Genomic DNA, 21,205 nt, shown 5'->3' on the forward strand with positions numbered 1-21,205 from the left:
AGTTCCCTGGGTGCACAGAACCGTCTTGCTTGGGACTCGTTGCTGAACACGTCGTCGGCCCTCCATCTTGATTCAGATGGAGGGCCGACGATCATCGGAACCGCCGCTCTTACGGGCAGATGTGCATCGGTGTCTCAGTCGACGATCGGCAGGTACAGCCGGTGCCCTGCCTCCGCGAACTCCTTCGACTTCTGCATCATCCCCTCGGCGACCTCCTCGGCAGTCGCCCCCTCAGCCACGTCGCCGGCGAACTTCTTTGTGATGCTTTGGCTAATTTTCATCGAGCAGAACTTCGGGCCGCACATCGAGCAGAAGTGGGCCGTCTTGGCGGGTTCCGCCGGGAGGGTCTCGTCATGGAAGTCCCGTGCCGTGTCCGGGTCGAGGGACAGGTTGAACTGGTCCTCCCACCGGAACTCGAAGCGGGCGTCGGACAGTGCGTCGTCCCATTCCTGCGCGCCCGGATGCCCCTTGGCGAGGTCGGCGGCATGGGCGGCGATCTTGTAGGTGATCACACCGGTCTTGACATCGTCGCGGTTGGGCAGGCCCAGGTGCTCCTTGGGCGTGACGTAGCAGAGCATGGCCGTGCCCCACCAGGCGATCATCGCGGCGCCGATGCCGGAGGTGATGTGGTCGTAGCCCGGTGCGATGTCGGTCGTCAGCGGGCCGAGCGTGTAGAACGGCGCTTCGTCGCAGATCTCCTGCTGGAGGTCGATGTTCTCCTTGATCTTGTGCATCGGGACGTGTCCCGGGCCCTCGATCATGGTCTGCACGTTGAAGCGCCGTGCGATCCGGGCGAGTTCCCCGAGCGTGCGCAGTTCCGCGAACTGGGCCTCGTCGTTGGCGTCCGCGATGGAGCCGGGCCGAAGGCCGTCGCCCAGGGAGTACGTGACGTCATAGGCGGCGAGGATCTCGCAGAGTTCCTCGAAGTGCTCGTACAGGAACGACTCCTTGTGGTGCGCGAGACACCAGGCCGCCATGATCGAGCCGCCGCGCGAGACGATGCCGGTCTTGCGGTTGGCGGTCAACGGGACGTAGGCCAGGCGCACACCGGCGTGGACGGTCATGTAGTCCACGCCCTGCTCGGCCTGCTCGATGACCGTGTCCTTGTAGATCTCCCAGGTCAGTTCCTCGGGCTTGCCGCCCACCTTCTCCAGGGCCTGATACAGCGGCACCGTGCCGATGGGGACGGGGGAGTTGCGCAGCACCCACTCCCGGGTGGTGTGGATGTTGCGGCCGGTGGAGAGGTCCATGACCGTGTCGGCGCCCCAGCGGGTCGCCCACCTCATCTTCTCCACCTCCTCCTCGATGGAGGAGGTCACCGCGGAGTTGCCGATGTTGGCGTTGACCTTCACCAGGAACCGCTTGCCGATGATCATCGGCTCGATCTCCGGGTGGTTGACGTTGGCCGGCAGCACGGCCCGGCCCGCCGCGATCTCCTCACGGACGACCTCGGGGTCGACGTTCTCCCGGATCGCCACGAACTCCATCTCGGGTGTGATCTCCCCGCGGCGCGCGTACGCGAGCTGCGTCACCGCCTGGCCGTTCCGGCCGCGGCGCGGCTGACGCGGCCGTCCGGGGAACACCGCGTCGAGGTTGCGCAGACCGCCGCGCGGTGAGGTGTGCCTGATCCCGTCGTCCTCGGGGCGGATGGGGCGCCCCGCGTACTCCTCGGTGTCTCCGCGGGCGATGATCCAGTTCTCCCGCAGCGGCGGCAATCCCCTGCGGACATCGGTGTCGACGAGCGGATCGGTGTACGGGCCCGACGTGTCGTACAGCGTGACCGTCCGCCCGTCGGTGAGGTGCACCCGACGGACCGGTACCCGCAGATCGGGACGTGAGCCCTCCACGTACGCCTTGTGCCAACCGATGGACTTCTGCGTGGAGGCAGGCGTACGTACATCCGTGTTGGTCATGAGACCTATCTCCCTACGCCGGCATTACCCGGTAACAGGTTCGGCGGTCGGCGCAGCGGTGTCCGTCTGCCGACGTTTCACGGTGAACATCGCACGTTTGCGTGAAACCCCGCGAAGACGGAGGTCAGCGCCCTCTCAGCCCGGTGCTCCGAGCTCCCGCGTGTGCAAAGGCACCTACACGCTAGCGTCATGCAGGGCGCGGTGAACAGGGGGTCCGCCCCGTTCCTTGGGATGATCGAGCGGTGACCACGACACAGCAGTCCCCCCATCCGCCGCCCGAACCACGCCACGGGCACGGGCACGGGCCCGGTCCGAGAATCGCCGGCGGGCACGGGCACACACACAGCCATGGGCCGGCCGCGCCCGTCTCCCGGCATCTGCGCAAGGTCATCGCGGCGGTCCTGATCCCGTTCGCCGCCGCGGTGGTGGCCGGTCTCGTCGTCCTGTGGCCGGGCGGCACCCCGGCGCACCAGCGCACCGGTGTGGGATTCGACCGGCAGACGCAGCAGGCCACCGTCACCCGGGTGGTGGAGGTGAGCTGCTCGTCGGCGAACGGCTCCCCGGCCGCACCGGGCGGCGCCCCCTCCGCCGCCGGGGGCTCCTCCGCGCCGCAGCAGGCGTCCGGTACCTGCAAGAAGGCCACGGTCCGGGTGGACACCGGCAAGGACAAGGGACGTACGTTCACCGAGATCGTGCAGCCCGACCAGTCCCGCCAGCTGAACCAGGGCGACAAGGTCGTGGTCGCCTACGAACCCTCCGCGCCGAAGGAGTTGCAGTACTCGGTCACCGATGTCGACCGGCACTTCCCGATGGCGCTGCTGGCCGGTGTCTTCGCCCTCGCCGTCGTGGTCGTCGGACGGCTGCGGGGCGTCATGGCGCTGATCGCGCTGGCCGTCAGCTTCCTGATGCTGAACCTGTTCATCCTGCCCGCGATTTTGCAGGGCTCGAACCCGCTGGCCGTGGCGGTCGTGGGGTCGAGCGCCATCATGCTGATCGCGCTGTACATGTGCCACGGTCTGTCCGCCCGTACCTCGGTGGCGGTGCTCGGCACCCTGATCTCGCTGACGCTGATCGGTGTGCTGGGCTCGCTGTTCATCGGCTGGGCCGCGCTCACCGGCAACACCGACGACAACACCGGGCTGATCCACGGCCTGTATCCGTCGATCGACATGAGCGGCCTGCTGCTGGCCGGTGTCATCATCGGTTCGCTCGGCGTGCTCGACGACGTGACGGTCACCCAGACGTCCGCGGTCTGGGAACTGCACGAGGCCAATCCCACGATGGGCTGGCGCGGACTGTACCGCGCGGGCATTCGCATCGGGCGCGACCACATCGCCTCGGTGGTCAACACCCTCGTCCTCGCGTACGCGGGTGCCGCGCTTCCGCTGCTGCTGCTCTTCTCCATCGCGCGGAGCAGCATGGGGACCGTCGCCACCAGTGAGCTGGTCGCCGAGGAGATCCTGCGCACGCTGGTGGGGTCGATCGGCCTGGTCGCCTCCGTCCCGGTCACCACGGCCCTGGCGGCGCTCGTGGTCTCGGCCGACCGCGGCACACGGGAGCGGACCGCCTCGCCGGCCGCCGTGCCCGCTCCCGCACGCGGGGGGAGGGGCAGGCGCCGCAAACGGTGATCCGGTGCGGGGGGCGGCGCCCGGTCAGGGAACCGTTCCTGCACCGGTGCGGAAGCGTGGCCACGCGGTGCATCACCCGTGCGGCCGGTGCCGTAACGCTTCAGCCCGTGCTCTGCTCCTCCGCCAGGATGCGGTCCAGAGCCTCGTCGAGATGAGCGTCGAAGTCGGCCAGCGCGCCTTCCTGCCCCAGCGGCACCAGCTTGTCCGTGCGGTCCAGGAACGCCACCAGCGGCGCCGTGGAGGAGCGGAACAGCGCCCGGTCGGAACCGACCTGAAGCCGGATCAGGACCTCGCTGAGCGAGCCGGAGTCGACGGGCGCGATGCGCACATCGCCCTCCCCGCACGGCGCGCCCACCCCGTCGACCAGCAGCTCCCGCCCGAACGCCCAGGTCACCGGGGCGTCTCCGGGGAGATGGAAGGTCAGCCGCACGGCATAGGGATCGCAGGTCTCGTACCGCAGCTCCACTGGGATGCGGAAGGAGAGTTCCTCGGACACGAGAAAACTCATCATGACCTCTGCCTGTACGGACTCGCTCATCGCTACCCCGTCATCTGCCGTCGACTGGCCGGGAACCCGTCCCGTGAGACGGGTGCATCTTGCTGAACGTACACAGCAGATCACAAGGAGTGATTTTTCAGATACTGATAGAGAGCGCCAGGGAGCCCAGACATCGGCCCACCTCGCGCTGCAACTGCCGTGCGGCGGGCAGCAGCCGGTCGGCCTGGTGGACGGGAAGGGAGAAGCCCATGGTGGCCACCGTGGTGCCCACCGTGATGGGAATCGCCGCGCACACCGTCCCCAGCGCGTACTCCTGCCGCTCGGTCACCGGCTCCATCCGCGGCGTCCGTTCCAGGCGCCGCAGCAGGCTGTGCTCGTCGCGGACCGTGTACGGGGTGAGGGAGAGCACGGGGTGACGGGCGAGGTGATCGCGGCGGGCGTCGTCGTCCAGCTGGGACAGCAGGCACCGGCCGATCGCGTGCGCATGCCCGGTCGCGCGGAAGTCGGCCCACTCCTCGGCCGCCGGGTAGGCCGCGGAGGCCGAGACACACATGATCTCGATCTCGCCGTCGCGGTACATCGCGTAGTACATCGGCGCGCCGATCGCGTCCCGCCACCGTGCCATTGCCTCGGCGACCGCGCTGCGACGTTTCTGCGCCGCTCCGCTGCTGCTCAGCCGCTCGGCCGCCTCCCCCAGGAAGAACAGGCCCCGGTCGCGGTACAGATAGCCCTCGTGAACGAGGGTACGCAGCAGGTGGTACGCGGTGGGAAGGGCCATGCCCGTCTCACGGGCGAGCTGTTTGGCGGGCGTTCCCCGCTCGTGCCGTGCGACGGACTCCAGCAGGCGCATCGCACGCTGCACGGACCCGATGAGGGTCTGGGACTGCTGCTCCGGGACCGCGGCGCGGGACTGTGCCGCGGGGGACGACGAGCGCGGCTGCGCCGGAAGTGCCGTGGAGGAGGACGGTTCCCGGGGTGCGGGAGGCGTGCGCCGTTCTGCAGGTGCGGTGTCAACCGTGGCCAAAGGTCACTCCCGTAGCGCGAGGGGGCAGCCGTGCCGGGAGCACGGGTGGGGGTGCGAGCCGCCGCGGGGACCTGCCCCGTGTCGATTTCCGGACCCTATCCGTCCGTCACCGCTCACAGACGGACTGTCCGGGAAACTTCCCCCCCGCGAGGGAACCGGTGATTCCTGTTACCGGTCACCGGTGCCTCATGGCTCTCACCAGTCGCTGCGCGACGTCGAACTCGACATGAACTTCCGGACGATGTAGATCAGTCCGCCGACCAGGGCCACAAAGATCAGCAGCTTGAACAGCAGACCGATCAGAAAACCGACCACGCTTGCTATCAGGCCGCCGAAGACGACCAGGGCGATGACCGGCACCGCGATCCACTTCACCCACCACGGCAGACCCGCAAAGATCTCTCGCATTGCCCTCGTCCTCTTCTCTCCACCGGCCGTGTGCCGGCCCCGTCGATGTCCCGCACTCCCCGGTGCGGGCTCTTCGCTGTCCTGCACTCGATGCTAGGGCGGCCAAGGGGTCCGGCGGAGTCCGCGCATCCCTTGTCCTCCCCTGACTGTTCCCCTAGGGAACCCAAGACGGCGTCTCAGGCCTCCGGGGGAGAGAACACCACGAGAACCCGGAGATCCTCGCTGATGTGGTGGAACTTGTGGGGGACTCCGGCCGGCACATAGACCACGCTGCCACGCGCCACGTGGGTCGTCTCCTGGCCGACCGTGATCAGGGCGCGGCCGCTCACGACGAAGTACACCTCGTCCTGGTTGTGCGGCTTCTGCGGGTCGTGATCGCCCGCGTTGAGCGCGTACAGGCCGACCGACATGTTCCGCTCCCGCAGGAACTGAAGGTAGGCACCCTCGTTGGCGGCTCGCTCCGCCTCCAGTTCGTCCAGCCGGAATGCCTTCATCGCCCTCGCCCACGCTCATCGCCGGTCGTGTCTGCCACGATCAGACACATGAAGAATTTCATAGTCAAGACGATCGCCAATGCGGGCGCTCTGGCGGTCGCCGTCTGGCTGCTCGACAAGATCACCCTGACCGGCGGCAGCACCGTTCGGAAGGCCGGCACTCTGATCGTCGTCGCTCTGGTCTTCGGCCTGGTGAACTTCCTGGTCAAGCCCGTGGTGCGGGTGCTGACCCTTCCCCTGTTCCTCCTGACGCTCGGCCTGATCACCCTGGTGGTCAACGCACTGATGCTGCTGCTCACCTCGTGGGTGTGCGGCACGCTCGGGGTGAGCTTCCATGTCGAGGGCTTCTGGACGGCCGTCCTCGGCGGTCTGATCGTCTCGGTCGTCTCCTGGGCGCTGAACGCGGTCCTGCCGGACCAGGACTGACCGACGAGGACTGACCGGACGACCGGACAAGAACCGGCCGGACAAGAGCCGGCCGGACAAGGACCGAGGGTCCGGTGACAGGCCGGACGAAGAAGGACAGACAGCATGAACGACTCCGCTGCGCACGGCCTGGACGATCCCCCGGAGGACTTCCGTTCCCCCGCCGGCGCCGGTGAGGGCACACGCGTGGTGCGGGCCGGACTGCCCGAGCCGGTCAAGCACGAACCGGCACTGCCGGGGCCGGTGTTCGCCGCCCACTTCCATCTGCCGGGCGACCCGACGGGCCCCTACACCTACGGCCGCGACGAGAACCCGACCTGGACCTTGCTGGAGCGCGCCATCGGCGAGCTGGAAGCGCCCGGGCAGGACGGCGTGGAGACCGTGGTGTTCGCCTCCGGCATGGCCGCCATCTCCTCGGTGCTCTTCTCCCACCTGCGCGCGGGGGACGCGGTGGTGCTGCCCAGCGACGGCTATCAGGCGCTGCCGCTGGTGGCCGGGCAGCTGCGGGCCTACGGCATCGAGGTGCGCACCGCGCCGACCGGCGGGGACGCCCAGCTCGACGTACTGGACGGGGCACGGCTGCTGTGGATCGAGTCCCCGTCGAACCCGGGACTCGACGTGTGCGACATCCGGCGGCTGGTCACGGCCGCACACGCGCGTGGCGCGCTGGTCGCGGTCGACAACACCCTGGCCACCCCGCTCGGACAGCGGCCGCTGGCGCTCGGCGCGGACTTCTCGGTGGCCAGCGGCACCAAGCAGCTCACCGGGCATGGCGACATCCTGCTGGGATACGTCACCGGCCGCGACGGCGAGGCCATGGCGTCCGTACGCCGCTGGCGCAAGATCGTGGGCGCGATCCCGGGGCCGATGGAGGCCTGGCTCGCACACCGTTCGCTCGCCACCCTGCATCTGCGCGTCGACCGGCAGAACGCCTCCGCCCTGGCACTCGCCCAGGCGCTGCGCGGACACCCCGAGGTCACCGGGCTGCGCTATCCGGGGCTCCCGGACGACCCCTCGTACACGATCGCCTCACAGCAGATGCGGCGCCATGGGTGCGTGGTGTCCTTCACGCTGCCCACGCGCGCGCGTGCCGAGCGTTTCCTCGACGCGCTCGAACTCGTGGACAGCGCGACGAGCTTCGGCGGCGTGCGCTCCACGGCCGAGCGGCGAGGGCGCTGGGGCGGGGACGCGGTGCCGGAGGGCTTCATCCGGCTGTCCGTCGGTGCCGAGGACCCCGAGGATCTGGTGGCGGATGTGCTGCGGGCGCTGGAGGAGTCGGCCCGCTGACCGCCGCAAGGACGCCCGGTCCGGCGCCACCGCACCGCCGGCCACGCACGACGGGCGGTCCGAGCCTCCCCCCTCGTGGCTCGAACCGCCCTCCGGTTCCCGCGCGTAGAACCGCTCGAACAAGGCTAGTTGACTCAGTGTCAGTGTCCAATCACGGTAGCGACAGAGACCTATCGACATATTTATAGTTGGGCGGGGCCGGGGGGCTGTGCGAAAGGCACCGAGAGGGGTGGGTATGCCATGGATCTGGCGTTGCTGCGCACGTTTGTGACAGTGCACCGGGCCGGCTCCTTCACCCGGGCCGCTGCTCTGCTCGGTCTCTCCCAGCCGGCCGTCACCTCCCAGATCCGCGCACTGGAACGGCAGGTGGGCCGTCCCCTGTTCCTGCGCCAGGCCCGCGGTGTGACCCCCACGACCATCGGCGACGAACTCGCCCACAAGGCCGCTCCCCATCTCGACGCCCTGGTGGAGATCACCGAATTCGGCCTCGACGACGAGTCCTCGTTACGCACCCTGCATCTGGCCGGTCCGCCGGAATTCACCGCGGAGCGAGTCCTGCCCGTGCTGACCGGGTTGAACGGCGACGACGGACAGGGCTTCGCCCTGCGCACCTCGTTCGGGACCGCTGAGGAAACCCTGGACGGCCTGTCCGCCGGACATCATGATCTGGCCATCAGCACGGTCCGGCCGCGCGGCGGACTGCTCACGGCGACCCCGTTGTGCGACGAGGAACATGTGCTGGTCGCCGCCCCGCGCTGGGCCGAGCGGGCCGGCTCCACGGAGCCGCATCACCAGGCCGCACCCCCTCCGGAGAGCATCCCCCTGGTCGATGTCCACGAGTCGCTTCCCTTCGTCTCCCGCTACTGGGCCTCGGTCTTCGACTCCCGGCCGACGGCGTCCGGCACGGTGATCGTCCCCGATCTGCGTGCGGTCCTCGCCTGCGTGGTGGCCGGTGCCGGGCTCGCGGTGCTGCCCCGGTATCTGTGCGCGGACGCCCTGGAACGGAAGGAGGTCGTGGCCCTCCACGAACCGGCGGTACCACCGCTGCGCACCTATTTCGTCGCCGTCCGGACCGGCACGCTGGCGATGCCCCATATCGCGCGGGCCCATGAGTGGCTGCTGCGCGCGGCCGCCGGCTGGTCCTGAGGCCACCGGCACAGCGCCCTGCCCTGGGGGTGCGGCGCCGCACGATGTTTCGCAGGCAACCAGTCGGGCCACATTTCCCCCATGACCGTCCGTCCCGTGGTCAAGCGCACCGCCCGTGCCGTCCTCCTCGACGGTGACGACCTGATCCTGATCAAGCGCACCAAGCCCGGCGTCGATCCCTACTGGGTCACTCCCGGAGGCGGGGTCGAGCCCGGGGACGCGACCGTCGTCGACGCCCTGCACCGTGAGGTCTACGAGGAACTCGGCGCCAAGATCACCGATGTGGTGCCCTGTTTTGTGGACACCGTGGAGCACATCGGCAAGGACGGCGGTGCGACCGGGGTGAAGGTGCAGCACTTCTTCGTCTGCCGGCTGGAGTCCATGGACCCCTCCCTGCGGCACGGCCCCGAAGTGGACGCCCCCACCGGCGAGTACGAGATCGTGCGGGTGCCGTTCACCCGGGTCGGCATCGCCTCCGTCCATCTGGTCCCCCTGTCCCTGCGGCACTATCTGGACGGAAACATCGAAGGTGTACGCGCCATGCACGCACCCGACCTGGGCTGAGAAACCGGGTGTTTCACGTGAAACGGCCCGCAGCCGCCCGGGGCGGACGCCCTGCTGCCGCCCAGGGCCCGCACGGATGACCACCGCATGACCAAAACCACGTCCACCCGCTCCGAAACGGCTGGACGCCGAGGGGGCTCATCGGACAGCCTGACCTGCGTGTCGACTCCTTCCCCTGCCCTTCTCCCCATCCGCCGTCTGACGCCTCGCGATCTCACCGCCTGCGCCGATCTGTCCGAGAACCGAGGGTGGTCCCGTCAGGAACACAGGTGGAACTTCCTCCTGACCGCCGGGACGGGATACGGCATCGACGATCCGGACGGGGGACTCATCGCCGCCTGTGTCCTCACCCAGTACGGTCCGCAGGGCCGCCCGGACCTGGGCGCCATCGGCATGGTCCTGGTCGCCGAGCGGTATGCCCGCCAGGGCATCGGGCGCCGGCTGATGCGCCATGTCGTGGCGACGGCGGGCACCACCCCCCTGACGCTCTATGCGACGCCGTACGGCCGCCCGCTGTACGAGGAGCTGGGCTTCAAGATCATCGGATGGGCGGAGACGCTGGCCGGGCACTTCACACCAAAGCCGGACGAGCAGCGCTCCTCCTCCGCCGGGCGGCTCACCACGCGAGCGGCCACCGCCAGTGATCTCACCGGCATCCTCCGGCTCGACGAGGAGGTCTTCGGTGCCGATCGCACCGCCCTGATCACCCGGCTTCCCGCGTTCGCCGACCAGCTGCGGGTCGCCGAGAAGCACGGCCGGCTCATCGGCTACGCCGCGGCCTGGCCCAATATGGACACCCATGTCGTCGGCCCCCTGATCGCCCAGGACACCGAGACGGCCAAAGCCCTGATCGCCTCCCTCGCCGCCCGCACCGACCGCCCGCTGCGCACGGACATCGACCTGCGCCACGAGGAGCTGCTGGCCTGGCTGAAGGCATGCGGGCTGGCGCCCACGGACCGCAACGCCGTCATGACCTACGGCATCACAGAGCTGCCCGGGGACGGGAGCCGGCGCTTCGCCCCCCTCACCGTGGCGACGGGCTGAGGAGACCGCCCCGGGCGCGCACGGTGCCCATCTGCCCACGGTGCCCATGTGTCCTCTGTGTCTTCCGGTGCAGGCCCCGAGTCTTCCGGTGCAGGCCCCGACCGCGCCTTAGGGTGAGGGACATGACAGACCTCGAGATACGGCCGGCCGTCGCCGACGACGTCCCCGCCATCGTCGCCCTGCTCGCCGACGATCCGCTGGGCGCGCAGCGCGAGTCCCCGGACGACCTCGCGCCCTATCTGGCCGCGCTGGAGCGGCTGAAGGCCGACCCCCACCAGCACCTGATGGTCGCGGTGCGGGAGGGCCGAGTCGTCGGCACGCTCCAGCTCTCGATCATTCCCGGCCTGTCCCGGCGCGGCGCCACCCGCTCGATCATCGAGGCGGTCCGCGTTCACGCCGACGAGCGCGGCAACGGCCTGGGCACACGGCTCATCGAGTGGGCCGTCGAGGCCTCACGGCGTCATGGCTGCCGGCTGGTGCAGCTGACCTCGGACCGGACCCGGACCGACGCCCACCGTTTCTACGAACGGCTGGGCTTCGAGGCCTCGCACCTCGGCTTCAAACTGCATCTGTGACGGCCCAGTCCCCGTCGGTGCCCCGCCATCCGTCCGGGTCCACACCGCCGGGCACGGAGGCCTCCGTGTCGTACGGCCGGCGTGTGAACACGAACGACCCGAGATCCAGATGGTCCACCGACCCGTCCGGCCGCCGTACCACCCGCAGCACCTCGCCGGCGTAGTAGCCCTCCAGTCCCGTCCAGGTGCCGTCACCGTTCGCCCGGAACCGGGAGCCCCGGCCCTTGCCGGACAGCGGCTCCAGTGACAGCAGCCCGTCGGCGGTCAGCCGCAGGCCGAAACCCTGTGTCCCCCAGTACCACGGCCCCGCCAGCTCCAGGACCGACGGGTCGATCTCCCGCATCGGCCGCCAGGGTTCGGGGATCCGCGGCTCCGCGTCGGCGACGATGCGCACGAGGTCGGTGCTCACCGCGACGGGCAGCGGGCCGGAGGTGCAGTTGGTCAGCACGACCGCGGCCACGTCCTCCTCCACGTCGATGACGAGCGAGGCCAGGAAGCCCGGCAGCGACCCGCTGTGCCCCACCAGGAGCCTCTCGCCCCACCGCCGCAGTTCGAGCCCCAGCCCGTACGCGTACCCGGAGACCACGTCGTCCTCCTCGGGGGGAGCCGCCGGGGTCCGCATCTCCCGCAGCGAATCGGCGCTCAGAACCCGCTCGTCCCCCCGGGTGAGGAAGGCGGCGAAGCGGGCCAGATCCCCTGTGGTGGACCACAGTTGGCCGGCCGGGGCCATCCGGCCGAGGTCCTCGGCGGGCTCCGGCAGCATCACATCGGCCCAGGGGTGAACCGCCCATCCCTTCGCGTACGGCGCCTCGGGCCGCGTGCTCGTGCGGTTCAGCCCCAGGGGCTCGAGCACCTCCCGTCGCAGGACCTTCTCCCAGGAGGCGCCGCGCATCTTCTCGACCAGCGCGCCCAGCAGGGTGTAGCCGGGGTTCGAGTAGTGGAACCGCCGGCCGACCGGATGCCGCAGCGGCTTCTCGCCCAGGACGTCGGAGAGTTCGGGACGCAGCTCTCCGGGCGTCCTCTCCCACCACGGCGCGGGCGTCTCGGCGGCCAGCCCGCTGGTGTGCGCCAGCAGGTCGGCGATCGTGGCCTCCCCCGCGCCGGTGCCCGGCAGATGCTTCTCCAGCGGGTCCGTCAGGTCCAGCAGACCCTCGTCACGCAGCCGCAGGACCAGCACGCTGGTGAAGGTCTTGGTGATCGAGCCGATCCGGTACTGCGTGTTCTCGTCCGGTTCGTGTCCCTCCTGCGACGTCCGTGCACCGTGCCAGACGGTCCGTCCTCCGCGCACGACCGCGGCGACGAGCGACGGCGCCCGTCCTTCGGCCTGGGCCACGGCGATCCGGTGCGACAGCGCCCGGCGCGTACCGGGAAGCAATGCGTCCTGAAAACTCGTCATGCTCTCAGTCCACCCGGTACGACCGCGCACGTCGAGCGGATTTCGCCGCGCCCGGCGACGGCCGCGGCGGAGCACGGGGAGTGCGGGGAGTGCGGGGCCCCACTGCCGTCCGGCGGCTCTGTGACCTGCTGTTCTTCCGTCCGTCCCGGACAGCTGCTGTCGTACTCATCCCCCCGTACCGCCTTCGGCGCGGCCGGGACGGGGCTCAGTCGCACAGGGCCTTCCGCAGGCACGCGCCGAAGGCGGCGGGATGAGTGGTCAGACCGATGTGCCCGCCGGGGAAGTGCCGGAGCTTCGTGCCGAGGCGCTCGGCCAGGAAAGCAGCCGAACGATAGGGCAGTTCACCGCGTGAATCCTCGCCGCAGGCGAGCACGAGCCGGTCCGACAGTGCCTCGAGCCGCTGGAGGTCCGGCGCGTAGGACATGAAGCCGGGCACGATGCGCCCGACGAAGTACGGCAGGTCGGCCATCGTCCGCTCGGCCCGAGCCGCCGCCTGGGGCGGCAGCTCGGTCCCGGCCTCCGGTGCGGTGGCGCCACCGTCCTTGCTCAGCCCCGCGGCCAGGACGGCCATCGCCGGCATGAGCCCCCGCGTACGGAACGTCTCCCTCACGCGCGCGATGAGCGCGCGGTGCTCGGCAGCGTCCGGAAGGACCTCCACCAGCGGCGGTTCGTGCGCCACGACGCGTGCGACACGTTCGGGGTGGGCGGTGAGCAGGTGCACGGCGACGATCGCGCCCGAGCTGGCGCCGAACACCCGGGCCGGTTCACCGGGCGACAGCCGTTCCAGCAGCCGGAGCGCGTCCTCGGCGTGCTCGGCCACGCGCTGCTCGGCCTCGGGGTCGTCCAGTGTGCTGCGGGACATGCCGCGCGGATCGTAGGTCGCGACGGTGTATGCGCCGGCCAGGTCGTCGGCGATGCCGTCGAAGGAGGCCGCGCCGCCCGTTCCTCCGGGGATCAGCAGCAGGAGCGGACCCCGGCCGCGCACTTCGTAGTGCAGGGTGGCGCCGTTCACGCGCAGGCTGCCGATGGCCGGGTCAGTCATGCCGGGTCTCCTCTCGGGACGGGGGCCAGTGCTCCAGGAGGCTGTGCAGGGCGTCGAGGGAACGGATCCAGGACTGCTCCGGCGAACGCTCGTGCGCGAATCCGCCCGCGGCCTCCAGCGCGATGAACCCGTGGAAGGTGCTGCGCAGCAGCCGGACCGCGTCGGTCAGGTCGGGCTCGGCGAGTCCGTAGCCGCGCAGCATGCCGTAGGTCAGCTCGACCGCGCGCCGTGGTCCGGGCGCCTTCGCGGCCAGTTCAGGGTCGATCCGGATCGAGGCCTGCGTCGCCGCATAGCGCCCCGGGTGCCGGTGCGCGTACTCCCGCCAGGCATGGGCGAAGGCGACCAGAGCGTCCTTGCCCGAACGGCCGGCGATCGCCTCCGCGATGCGGAGGGTCTTCTCGTCCGCCGCCAGAAGCGCGATCCGTCCCCGCAGGTCCTCCAGGTTGCGGACGTGCGCGTAGAGACTCGCGTCCTTCACGCCCAGCCGCCGCGCCACCTGCGACATGGTCACCTGGTCGAACCCGGCCTCGTCCGCCAGCTCGGCGCCCGCGACCGTCACCCGCTCCGCCGTCAGCCCGGCCCGCGCCATGCACCCTCCCCAAAGCTCCTAGGGCCTCTAGGAATAACCTAGAGGCCCTAGGAAAGCAATGGGAGGCCATCGTCCTTGCCGGCCGACGCTGCTGTGATCTGCGGCTTCCCCTTCGGACGGCTCAGGTCTGCGCCATGTCCACGAACCGTGAGTAGTGGCCCTGGAAGGCGACCGTGATCGTCGCGGTCGGGCCGTTGCGGTGCTTGGCGACGATCAGGTCGGCCTCACCGGCGCGGGGCGACTCCTTCTCGTACGCGTCCTCGCGGTGCAGCAGGATGACCATGTCGGCGTCCTGCTCGATGGAGCCCGACTCACGCAGGTCGGAGACCATCGGCTTCTTGTCCGTGCGCTGCTCGGGGCCGCGGTTGAGCTGGGAGAGCGCGATGACCGGGATCTCCAGTTCCTTGGCCAGCAGCTTGAGGTTGCGGGACATCTCCGAGACCTCCTGCTGCCGGCTCTCGGGGCGTCTGGAGCTGCCGGACTGCATCAGCTGCAGATAGTCGATGACGACCAGCCTGAGGTCGTTGCGCTGCTTCAGACGCCGGCACTTGGCGCGGATCTCCATCATCGACAGGTTCGGGGAGTCGTCGATGTAGAGCGGGGCGGCCGAGACGTCCGGCATCCGGCGGGCCAGTCGCGTCCAGTCCTCGTCGGTCATCGTGCCCGAGCGCATGTGGTGCAGGGCGACGCGGGCCTCGGCGGACAGCAGACGCATCGCGATCTCGTTGCGTCCCATCTCCAGCGAGAAGATGACGCTGGGCAGGTTGTGCTTGATCGCCGCCGTCCGTGCGAAGTCCAGCGCGAGCGTCGACTTGCCCATCGCGGGGCGCGCGGCGATGACGATCATCTGCCCCGGGTGCAGGCCGTTCGTCAGCGCGTCGAAGTCGGTGAAGCCGGTGGGCACACCGGTCATCTCTCCGCTGCGCGAGCCGATCGCCTCGATCTCGTCGAGCGCGCCTTCCATGATGTCGCCCAGCGGCAGGTAGTCCTCGCTGGTGCGCTGCTCGGTGACCGCGTAGACCTCGGCCTGGGCACGGTTGACGATCTCGTCGACGTCGTCGTCGGCCGCGTATCCCATCTGTGTGATGCGTGTACCGGCCTCGACGAGACGGCGCAGGATCGCACGCTCGTGGACGATCTCCGCGTAGTACGCGGCGTTCGCCGCCGTCGGCACGGTCTGCACAAGCGAGTGGAGGTAGGAGGCACCGCCCACCTTGTTGATCTCGCCGCGTCTGGTGAGCTCGGCGGCGATGGTGATGGGGTCGGCGGGCTCGCCCCTGGCGTAGACGTCGAGGATCGCCTCGTAGATCGTCTCGTGTGCCGGTTTGTAGAAGTCGCGGCCCTTGAGAATCTCCACGACATCGGCGATGGCGTCCTTGGACAGAAGCATTCCGCCGAGGACCGACTGCTCGGCTTCCAGGTCCTGCGGGGGCAGTCGCTCGAAGGAGGGGTTCCTGTCGTCCCATGCACCGTGCTCCTGGCCGCGCTCGTGCTGCTCCTCGCGGCCAGGGCCCAGATCGAGACGACGGGAAGCGGGCACACGGTCACGGGGCCCTCTGTCGGCCCACGGGTCGTCCAAGGGCTCGGAAATGCTCACCGAGCGACCTCCTCCCGTCCGCCGAGCGGACCTCGCCATGCCCCTGCCTCAGGGGACGGCACCGACACATGAGAAACCCGTCTCCGCTTCGGACATGTCGGCTTTGCGGCAGTTGGGAAGGCCGAAAAACAGAGCGGGCGCCGGTCCACGGTAGGACTCCGGGAGGCATCAGCCAATCCGGTTATCCACAGGCCATGTGGATAAGAGCCCTGATGCTGTGGAGAACTCCTCCAAACCTGTGCACGACCCGGTGGACAGTACTGTGAACAAGCCCTCGGCACTCCCCCAAAAGCGGCTCTGACCTGCTGTTTTCCCATCCACTGGCTGTGCAGGAGAAAAACTTTCCCGGTCGGCCCAAGATCGCTCGGTGCGGTACGTACAAGCGAGTGCCCCGCACACAGAGGTAAGAGGCAATACCCGCTTACAACTCTTACCTGTGGACGATTAGATTGGTGCGCATGACATAGGCCCCCGCACGCCCTACGGCCTCCCTGCGCCGGCACGACCGAGAGATCGTCGCACTGGCCGTTCCGGCCTTCGGCGCACTGGTCGCCGAGCCCCTCTTCGTGATGACCGACAGCGCGATCGTCGGCCACCTCGGCACGGCGCAGCTCGCCGGACTCGGCGTCGCCTCGGCCCTTTTGATGACCGCCGTCAGCGTCTTCGTCTTCCTTGCCTATGCGACCACCGCGGCCGTCGCCCGCCGCGTCGGCGCGGGCGATCTCCAGGCAGCCATCCGCCAGGGCATGGACGGCATCTGGCTGGCTCTGCTGCTCGGCGTGGCCGTGGTCATGGTCGTACTGCCCACCGCACCCGCCCTGGTGGAGCTCTTCGGCGCCTCGCGGACCGCGGCCCCGTACGCGACCGCCTATCTGCGCATCTCCTCGCTGGGCATTCCGGCCATGCTCGTCGTCCTGGCCGCCACCGGTGTGCTGCGCGGACTGCAGGACACCCGGACGCCGCTGTATGTCTCGGTCACCGGCTTTGCCGCCAACGCGCTTCTGAACACCGGCCTCGTCTACGGCGCCGGACTCGGCATCGCGGGCTCGGCCTGGGGCACTGTCATCGCCCAGTGCGGCATGGCGGCCGTCTACCTTGCCGTGGTCATCCGCGGAGCCCGCAGGCACAATGCCTCGCTCCGTCCCGACGCGGCCGGCATCAGGGCGTCCGCGCAGGCCGGCGTCCCCCTGCTCATCCGCACCCTTTCCCTGCGCGCGATCCTGATGATCGCCACGGCGGTGGCGGCCCGCCTCGGTGACGTGGACATCGCCGCTCACCAGATCATCCTGTCCTTGTGGAGCCTGCTCGCGTTCGCCCTCGATGCCATCGCCATCGCCGGGCAGGCCATCATCGGCCGTTATCTGGGTGCCGCGGACGTCGAAGGCGCCAAGGGTGCCTGTCGGCGCATGGTGCAGTGGGGCATCGCCGTCGGCTTCTGCCTCGGGCTTCTCGTGGTCCTGAGCCGGCCGCTCTTTCTCTCCCTCTTCACCAGCGACGTCGCCGTCAAGGACGCCGCGCTGCCCGCACTGCTCGTGGTGGCGCTCTCCCAACCGGTCTGCGGCATCGTCTATGTCCTGGACGGTGTGCTGATGGGTGCCGGAGACGGGCCGTATCTCGCCGGAGCCATGCTGGTCACCCTGGCCGTCTTCACTCCGGCAGCGCTGCTCGTTCCCTTCCTCAAGGGCGGACTCACCATGCTCTGGGCGGCCATGGCGCTGATGATGACCGTGCGCATGCTGACCCTGTGGCTGCGCTCCCGCTCGGGCCGCTGGATCGTCACGGGGGCGACGCGCTGACCGTTTCACGTGAAACGCCGCTTCTCGCACTGCTCTCGCACCGCGGCATACCAGCAACACCAAGGGGCCGCACCCTCGACGGGTGCGGCCCCCTGACCGGGTGTTCACGCCACGTGCAACGGTCAGGCCGCGACGACCTCGATGTTGACCTTGGCGGAAACCTCGGGGTGCAGACGCACGGAGGTCTCGTGGGCGCCCAGGGTCTTGATCGGCGCAGCCAGCTCGATGCGACGCTTGTCGACCTCAGGGCCACCGGCCTCCTTGATCGCCGAGGCGATGTCGGCCGGGGTGACGGAACCGAAGAGACGACCGGAGGCGCCGGAGCGGACCGACAGCCGGACCTTCACACCCTCGAGCTGAGCCTTGATCTGGTTGGCCTGCTCGATGGTCTGGATCTCACGGATCTTGCGAGCACGACGGATCTGCTCGACGTCCTTCTCGCCGCCCTTGGTCCAGCGGATCGCAAGCTTCCGCGGGATCAGGTAGTTGCGGGCGTAACCGTCCTTGACCTCGACGATGTCACCCGCGGCGCCGAGGCCGGAGACCTCGTGGGTGAGGATGATCTTCATGAATGACTCACCCTTCCCTTAGCGCGCGGTGGAGGTGTAGGGCAGCAGCGCCATTTCACGGCTGTTCTTGACGGCCGTGGCGACGTCACGCTGGTGCTGCGTGCAGTTGCCGGTCACGCGGCGGGCACGAATCTTGCCGCGGTCGGAGATGAACTTCCGCAGCATGTTCGTGTCCTTGTAGTCCACGTACGTGATCTTGTCCTTGCAGAAAGCGCAGACCTTCTTCTTAGGCTTGCGCACAGGCGGCTTCGCCATGGTGTTTCTCCTGTGTGATCAAGAAGTAGGGGTGCGGCCCGCCCCTGGTCCGAAGACCTAGAAGGGAGGCTCGTCCGAGTAGCCGCCGCCACCGCCGGAACCGCCGCCCCAGCCGCCGCCCTGACCGCCACCGGCGGGAGCGCCGGTCGCCCACGGGTCGTCGGCGGGAGCGCCGCCCTGCGGGCCGCCGCCGGGGCCGCCGCCCCAGCCGCCGCCCTGACCACCGCCGTAACCGCCCTGGCCACCGCGGCCGGTGGTCTTGGTGACCTTGGCCGTGGCGTTGCGCAGGCTGGCGCCGACCTCGTCGACGTCCAGTTCGTAGACCGTGCGCTTGATGCCCTGGTTGTCCTCGTAGGACCGCTGCTTCAGCCGGCCCTGCACGATGACGCGCATGCCTCGCTGAAGCGACTCGGCGACGTTCTCCGCCGCCTGACGCCAGACCGAGCAGGTGAGGAAGAGGCTCTCGCCGTCCTTCCACTCGTTCGTCTGACGGTCGAAGATCCGGGGCGTGGACGCGACACGGAACTTCGCGACCGCCGCACCGGAGGGGGTGAAGCGCAGCTCGGGGTCGTCGACAAGATTGCCGACAACCGTGATGACGGTCTCGCCTGCCATGGGGAACCTCTCGGCGGGTGTGCTGCTGGCTGCTTGGTGCTGCTACTCGGATCCCGAGGCCGGCTGAGCGGAAGGGCTCAGTGGGTCTCGGGGCGGAGGACCTTGGTCCGGAGGACCGACTCGTTCAGGTTCATCTGGCGGTCGAGCTCCTTGACGACCGCAGGCTCCGCCTGCAGGTCGATGACCGAGTAGATGCCCTCGGGCTTCTTCTTGATCTCGTACGCGAGACGACGACGACCCCAGGTGTCGACCTTCTCGACCTTTCCGCCACCGTCACGGACGACGGAAAGGAAGCTCTCGATCAGCGGGGCGACAGCGCGCTCCTCGAGATCGGGGTCGAGGATGACCATCACCTCGTAGTGACGCATGTGGAACCCACCTCCTCTGGACTCAACGGCCACGGTCGTTCCGTGGCAGGAGGGTTGTGATGCGTACGCCACAGTGCCTGCATTACATCAGTCGCCACTGACAATCGGGGCCGACCGACGAACTCTCCGGGTTCACCATGCCTTCACCGGGGCAGACACCGTGCAGAGCGTACAGACTACCCGCACACTCGCTTCCGGTTGAAATCAGGTCGCGGAACCCGTCAACCTGGACATCACCGGACATCGCGGGTGTGCGTAGCGCTACAATGCGCCCCTTTCGCAGGAGGTGCCCCATGGCACAGACGATGCGACCGAACACCGCCGCAGGCGGCGGCCTCTTCGCCACGGACGGCAAGCCCCACCCGCTCCAGGACACCCTGCTCGCGGTGGCCCTGGTGCTGGGCCTGCTGTCCTTCATCACCGGGCTCCTCTTCCACGGTCTGCACATGCTGAGCTCCTGGGCCGGCCTGGTGGGCATCCTCGCCGGCGCGTACGGCCAGTGGATCTCGGAGACCACACGCGCGCGCTTCGGGCTCGTCATCGGCCTGGGCGCCTCCGCGGTGGGCTTCTACCTCGGCCTGGCGCACGGCGGTCTCTTCGGCTGATCCGGGTGTTCCGGCCGCCCCCCTGCGGGCGTCGTCCACCGGACCGCGGGAGCGCCGCCCGTACCGCCCCGTGCGGCGCCCCGGCGGACGGCGGACCAGGGCGAAGGTGGTGTGCGGCCAGTCTGCGCGCTCCCCGGGCGCAGTAGGCTTCCGCGCGAGAGCCGGAGCCCCTGACCCATGGGGACACACCAGCCCGAGGAGCGCCCCGAATGAGCCTGACCCTGAGGACCATCAGTCGAGAGCAGCATCTGGCCTACATCCAGAGCCTGCCCGCGGCGAGTCACATGCAGGTTCCGGCCTGGGCGGATGTCAAGACCGAGTGGCGTTCGGAGAATCTGGGGTGGTTCGACGACCGCACCGGCGAGCTGGTCGGTGTGGGTCTCGTCCTGTACCGCCAGCTGCCCAAGATCAAGCGGTATCTCGCCTACCTGCCCGAAGGCCCGGTCATCAACTGGTTCGCGCCGAACCTCGACGACTGGATCCAGCCGATGCTGGCGCACCTGAAGCAGCAAGGTGCCTTCTCGGTGAAGATGGGCCCGCCGGTGATCATCCGCCGCTGGAACGCGGAGACCATCAAGAAGGGCATCCAGGACCCGGACGTCAAGCGTCTGCGCGATCTGCAGGCCGACTTCATCGAGCCCCGCGCCTTCGAGGTCGCCGACAAACTGCGCCGTATGGGCTGGCAGCAGGGCGAGGACGGAGGCGCCGGCTTCGGTGACGTCCAGCCCCGCTACGTCTTCCAGGTACCGCTGGCCAACCGGTCCCTGGAGGAGGTGCACAAGAACTTCAACCAGCTGTGGCGCCGCAACATCAAGAAGGCCGAGAAGGCCGGTGTCGAGGTCGTCCAGGGCGGCTACGAGGACCTCGAGGAATGGCAGCGGCTGTACGAGATCACCGCGGTGCGCGACAACTTCCGGCCCCGCCCGCTGTCGTACTTCCAGCGCATGTGGACGGTCCTCAACGCCGAGGACCCCAACCGCATGCGGCTGTACTTCGCCCGGCACAACGGTGTGAACCTGGCCGCGGCGACCATGCTGATCGTCGGCGGGCACGTCTGGTACTCCTACGGTGCCTCCGACAACATCGGCCGGGAGGTCCGCCCCTCGAACGCGATGCAGTGGCGGATGCTGCGCGACGCCTATGCGCTCGGTGCCACGGTCTACGATCTGCGCGGCATCTCCGACTCGCTGGACGAGACCGACCATCTCTTCGGCCTGATCCAGTTCAAGGTCGGCACCGGCGGACAGGCCGCCGAGTACCTCGGCGAGTGGGACTTCCCGCTGAACAAGCTGCTCCACAAGGCGCTCGACATCTACATGTCGCGGCGCTGACCTGGCACTCTTCGCTTCGGCACCGTCGACGACT

The 21,205-nt window shown here is 69.2% G+C and carries 23 protein-coding genes; 10 read left to right on the plus strand and 13 right to left on the minus strand.

All coding sequences use genetic code 11. The annotated features are described in order from the left end of the window. Nucleotides 1-134: 134 nt before the first annotated feature. The gene (gene thiC, locus ABD224_RS01705) at nt 135-1,913 is read right to left on the minus strand and encodes a phosphomethylpyrimidine synthase ThiC (protein WP_344045891.1); all 1,779 of its coding nucleotides are present in this window, start codon (nt 1,911-1,913) and stop codon (nt 135-137) included. A 242-nt stretch (nt 1,914-2,155) separates the two neighbouring features. On the opposite strand from thiC, the gene ABD224_RS01710 reads away from it, so the two are divergent. Then, on the plus strand, nt 2,156-3,541 hold the full coding sequence (locus tag ABD224_RS01710; RefSeq protein ID WP_344045893.1) for a YibE/F family protein: 1,386 nt from the start codon (nt 2,156-2,158) through the stop codon (nt 3,539-3,541). Between the two features lie 100 nt (nt 3,542-3,641). On the opposite strand, the gene ABD224_RS01715 is transcribed toward ABD224_RS01710, so the two are convergent. From ABD224_RS01715 to ABD224_RS01730, 4 genes are all read right to left on the minus strand, one after another. Next, entirely contained in the window at nt 3,642-4,079 is a 438-nt protein-coding gene (locus ABD224_RS01715) for an SsgA family sporulation/cell division regulator (protein ID WP_344045895.1), read from the minus strand. A 97-nt stretch (nt 4,080-4,176) separates the two neighbouring features. Next, nucleotides 4,177-4,902 (minus strand): IclR family transcriptional regulator, encoded by a 726-nt coding sequence (locus ABD224_RS01720; RefSeq protein WP_425580898.1) that lies wholly within the window; start codon nt 4,900-4,902, stop codon nt 4,177-4,179. Nucleotides 4,903-5,259: 357 nt separating this feature from the next. Further along, complete coding sequence (locus tag ABD224_RS01725; RefSeq protein ID WP_067397819.1) at nt 5,260-5,472, minus strand: DUF5326 family protein; 213 nt, start codon at nt 5,470-5,472, stop codon at nt 5,260-5,262. A 176-nt stretch (nt 5,473-5,648) separates the two neighbouring features. Beyond that, nucleotides 5,649-5,966 (minus strand): cupin domain-containing protein, encoded by a 318-nt coding sequence (locus tag ABD224_RS01730; protein WP_344045899.1) that lies wholly within the window; start codon nt 5,964-5,966, stop codon nt 5,649-5,651. 48 nt (nt 5,967-6,014) lie between these two features. Between ABD224_RS01730 and ABD224_RS01735 the strand changes: the two genes are divergently transcribed. The 6 genes from ABD224_RS01735 to ABD224_RS01760 all read left to right on the plus strand — a co-directional run bounded on the left by ABD224_RS01735 (nt 6,015) and on the right by ABD224_RS01760 (nt 11,008). Next, complete coding sequence (locus ABD224_RS01735; protein WP_344045901.1) at nt 6,015-6,392, plus strand: phage holin family protein; 378 nt, start codon at nt 6,015-6,017, stop codon at nt 6,390-6,392. Between the two features lie 105 nt (nt 6,393-6,497). Continuing rightward, nucleotides 6,498-7,679, plus strand: coding sequence for a cystathionine gamma-lyase (locus tag ABD224_RS01740; RefSeq protein ID WP_344045904.1), 1,182 nt, complete (start codon nt 6,498-6,500; stop codon nt 7,677-7,679). Between the two features lie 240 nt (nt 7,680-7,919). Beyond that, nucleotides 7,920-8,825, plus strand: a complete 906-nt coding sequence (locus ABD224_RS01745) for a LysR family transcriptional regulator (protein WP_344045905.1) — start codon at nt 7,920-7,922, stop codon at nt 8,823-8,825. Between the two features lie 81 nt (nt 8,826-8,906). Then, on the plus strand, nt 8,907-9,389 hold the full coding sequence (locus ABD224_RS01750) for an NUDIX hydrolase (RefSeq protein ID WP_344045906.1): 483 nt from the start codon (nt 8,907-8,909) through the stop codon (nt 9,387-9,389). Nucleotides 9,390-9,548: 159 nt separating this feature from the next. Continuing rightward, nucleotides 9,549-10,433: a GNAT family N-acetyltransferase gene (locus ABD224_RS01755; protein WP_344045907.1), complete on the plus strand. Its 885-nt coding sequence runs from the start codon at nt 9,549-9,551 to the stop codon at nt 10,431-10,433. A gap of 122 nt (nt 10,434-10,555) precedes the next feature. Then, the gene (locus ABD224_RS01760; protein WP_344045908.1) at nt 10,556-11,008 is read left to right on the plus strand and encodes a GNAT family N-acetyltransferase; all 453 of its coding nucleotides are present in this window, start codon (nt 10,556-10,558) and stop codon (nt 11,006-11,008) included. Here ABD224_RS01760 and ABD224_RS01765 read toward each other — a convergent pair. From ABD224_RS01765 to dnaB, 4 genes are all read right to left on the minus strand, one after another. After that, nucleotides 10,992-12,404 carry a serine hydrolase domain-containing protein gene (locus ABD224_RS01765; RefSeq protein ID WP_344045910.1) on the minus strand — a complete coding sequence of 471 codons (1,413 nt, stop codon included), beginning with the start codon at nt 12,402-12,404 and terminating at the stop codon, nt 10,992-10,994. The two genes, ABD224_RS01760 and ABD224_RS01765, sit on opposite strands and share 17 nt — an antisense overlap. A gap of 205 nt (nt 12,405-12,609) precedes the next feature. Beyond that, nucleotides 12,610-13,446 (minus strand): alpha/beta fold hydrolase, encoded by an 837-nt coding sequence (locus ABD224_RS01770; protein ID WP_344045912.1) that lies wholly within the window; start codon nt 13,444-13,446, stop codon nt 12,610-12,612. Further along, complete coding sequence (locus ABD224_RS01775; RefSeq protein WP_344045913.1) at nt 13,439-14,035, minus strand: TetR/AcrR family transcriptional regulator; 597 nt, start codon at nt 14,033-14,035, stop codon at nt 13,439-13,441. Before ABD224_RS01775 ends, ABD224_RS01770 begins: the two co-directional genes overlap by 8 nt. A 121-nt stretch (nt 14,036-14,156) precedes the next feature. Next, nucleotides 14,157-15,632 carry a replicative DNA helicase gene (gene dnaB, locus ABD224_RS01780; protein WP_344045914.1) on the minus strand — a complete coding sequence of 492 codons (1,476 nt, stop codon included), beginning with the start codon at nt 15,630-15,632 and terminating at the stop codon, nt 14,157-14,159. Between the two features lie 491 nt (nt 15,633-16,123). Between dnaB and ABD224_RS01785 the strand changes: the two genes are divergently transcribed. Continuing rightward, nucleotides 16,124-17,428, plus strand: coding sequence for an MATE family efflux transporter (locus tag ABD224_RS01785; RefSeq protein ID WP_344046273.1), 1,305 nt, complete (start codon nt 16,124-16,126; stop codon nt 17,426-17,428). Between the two features lie 122 nt (nt 17,429-17,550). Here the strand turns inward: ABD224_RS01785 and rplI are convergent, their stop codons facing one another. The 4 genes from rplI to rpsF form a co-directional block, all read right to left on the minus strand. After that, nucleotides 17,551-17,997, minus strand: coding sequence for a 50S ribosomal protein L9 (gene rplI / locus ABD224_RS01790; RefSeq protein ID WP_344045915.1), 447 nt, complete (start codon nt 17,995-17,997; stop codon nt 17,551-17,553). Between the two features lie 18 nt (nt 17,998-18,015). Next, on the minus strand, nt 18,016-18,252 hold the full coding sequence (rpsR, locus tag ABD224_RS01795; RefSeq protein WP_067397804.1) for a 30S ribosomal protein S18: 237 nt from the start codon (nt 18,250-18,252) through the stop codon (nt 18,016-18,018). 57 nt (nt 18,253-18,309) lie between these two features. Next, on the minus strand, nt 18,310-18,867 hold the full coding sequence (locus ABD224_RS01800) for a single-stranded DNA-binding protein (protein WP_344045918.1): 558 nt from the start codon (nt 18,865-18,867) through the stop codon (nt 18,310-18,312). Nucleotides 18,868-18,944: 77 nt separating this feature from the next. Beyond that, entirely contained in the window at nt 18,945-19,235 is a 291-nt protein-coding gene (rpsF, locus tag ABD224_RS01805) for a 30S ribosomal protein S6 (protein ID WP_344045920.1), read from the minus strand. A 293-nt stretch (nt 19,236-19,528) separates the two neighbouring features. On the opposite strand from rpsF, the gene ABD224_RS01810 reads away from it, so the two are divergent. Both ABD224_RS01810 and femX read left to right on the plus strand, forming a co-directional pair. After that, nucleotides 19,529-19,840 carry a hypothetical protein gene (locus ABD224_RS01810; protein ID WP_344045922.1) on the plus strand — a complete coding sequence of 104 codons (312 nt, stop codon included), beginning with the start codon at nt 19,529-19,531 and terminating at the stop codon, nt 19,838-19,840. Between the two features lie 209 nt (nt 19,841-20,049). Beyond that, nucleotides 20,050-21,171 (plus strand): peptidoglycan bridge formation glycyltransferase FemX, encoded by a 1,122-nt coding sequence (gene femX, locus ABD224_RS01815; protein WP_344045924.1) that lies wholly within the window; start codon nt 20,050-20,052, stop codon nt 21,169-21,171. Nucleotides 21,172-21,205: the final 34 nt, after the last annotated feature.

Origin of the sequence: Streptomyces thermoalcalitolerans, assembly GCF_039525155.1 — a bacterium.
In the GTDB taxonomy this organism is placed as follows: domain Bacteria; phylum Actinomycetota; class Actinomycetes; order Streptomycetales; family Streptomycetaceae; genus Streptomyces; species Streptomyces thermovulgaris.

Coding starts and splice junctions, on each gene's coding strand:
- thiC (WP_344045891.1), bottom strand. CDS start 1,913: ATGACCAACACGGATGTACGTACGCCTGCCTCCACGCAGAAGTCCATC.
- ABD224_RS01715 (WP_344045895.1), bottom strand. CDS start 4,079: ATGAGCGAGTCCGTACAGGCAGAGGTCATGATGAGTTTTCTCGTGTCC.
- ABD224_RS01725 (WP_067397819.1), bottom strand. CDS start 5,472: ATGCGAGAGATCTTTGCGGGTCTGCCGTGGTGGGTGAAGTGGATCGCG.
- ABD224_RS01730 (WP_344045899.1), bottom strand. CDS start 5,966: ATGAAGGCATTCCGGCTGGACGAACTGGAGGCGGAGCGAGCCGCCAAC.
- ABD224_RS01735 (WP_344045901.1), top strand. CDS start 6,015: ATGAAGAATTTCATAGTCAAGACGATCGCCAATGCGGGCGCTCTGGCG.
- ABD224_RS01740 (WP_344045904.1), top strand. CDS start 6,498: ATGAACGACTCCGCTGCGCACGGCCTGGACGATCCCCCGGAGGACTTC.
- ABD224_RS01745 (WP_344045905.1), top strand. CDS start 7,920: ATGGATCTGGCGTTGCTGCGCACGTTTGTGACAGTGCACCGGGCCGGC.
- ABD224_RS01750 (WP_344045906.1), top strand. CDS start 8,907: ATGACCGTCCGTCCCGTGGTCAAGCGCACCGCCCGTGCCGTCCTCCTC.
- ABD224_RS01760 (WP_344045908.1), top strand. CDS start 10,556: ATGACAGACCTCGAGATACGGCCGGCCGTCGCCGACGACGTCCCCGCC.
- ABD224_RS01765 (WP_344045910.1), bottom strand. CDS start 12,404: ATGACGAGTTTTCAGGACGCATTGCTTCCCGGTACGCGCCGGGCGCTG.
- ABD224_RS01770 (WP_344045912.1), bottom strand. CDS start 13,446: ATGACTGACCCGGCCATCGGCAGCCTGCGCGTGAACGGCGCCACCCTG.
- ABD224_RS01775 (WP_344045913.1), bottom strand. CDS start 14,035: ATGGCGCGGGCCGGGCTGACGGCGGAGCGGGTGACGGTCGCGGGCGCC.
- rplI (WP_344045915.1), bottom strand. CDS start 17,997: ATGAAGATCATCCTCACCCACGAGGTCTCCGGCCTCGGCGCCGCGGGT.
- rpsR (WP_067397804.1), bottom strand. CDS start 18,252: ATGGCGAAGCCGCCTGTGCGCAAGCCTAAGAAGAAGGTCTGCGCTTTC.
- ABD224_RS01800 (WP_344045918.1), bottom strand. CDS start 18,867: ATGGCAGGCGAGACCGTCATCACGGTTGTCGGCAATCTTGTCGACGAC.
- rpsF (WP_344045920.1), bottom strand. CDS start 19,235: ATGCGTCACTACGAGGTGATGGTCATCCTCGACCCCGATCTCGAGGAG.
- ABD224_RS01810 (WP_344045922.1), top strand. CDS start 19,529: ATGGCACAGACGATGCGACCGAACACCGCCGCAGGCGGCGGCCTCTTC.
- femX (WP_344045924.1), top strand. CDS start 20,050: ATGAGCCTGACCCTGAGGACCATCAGTCGAGAGCAGCATCTGGCCTAC.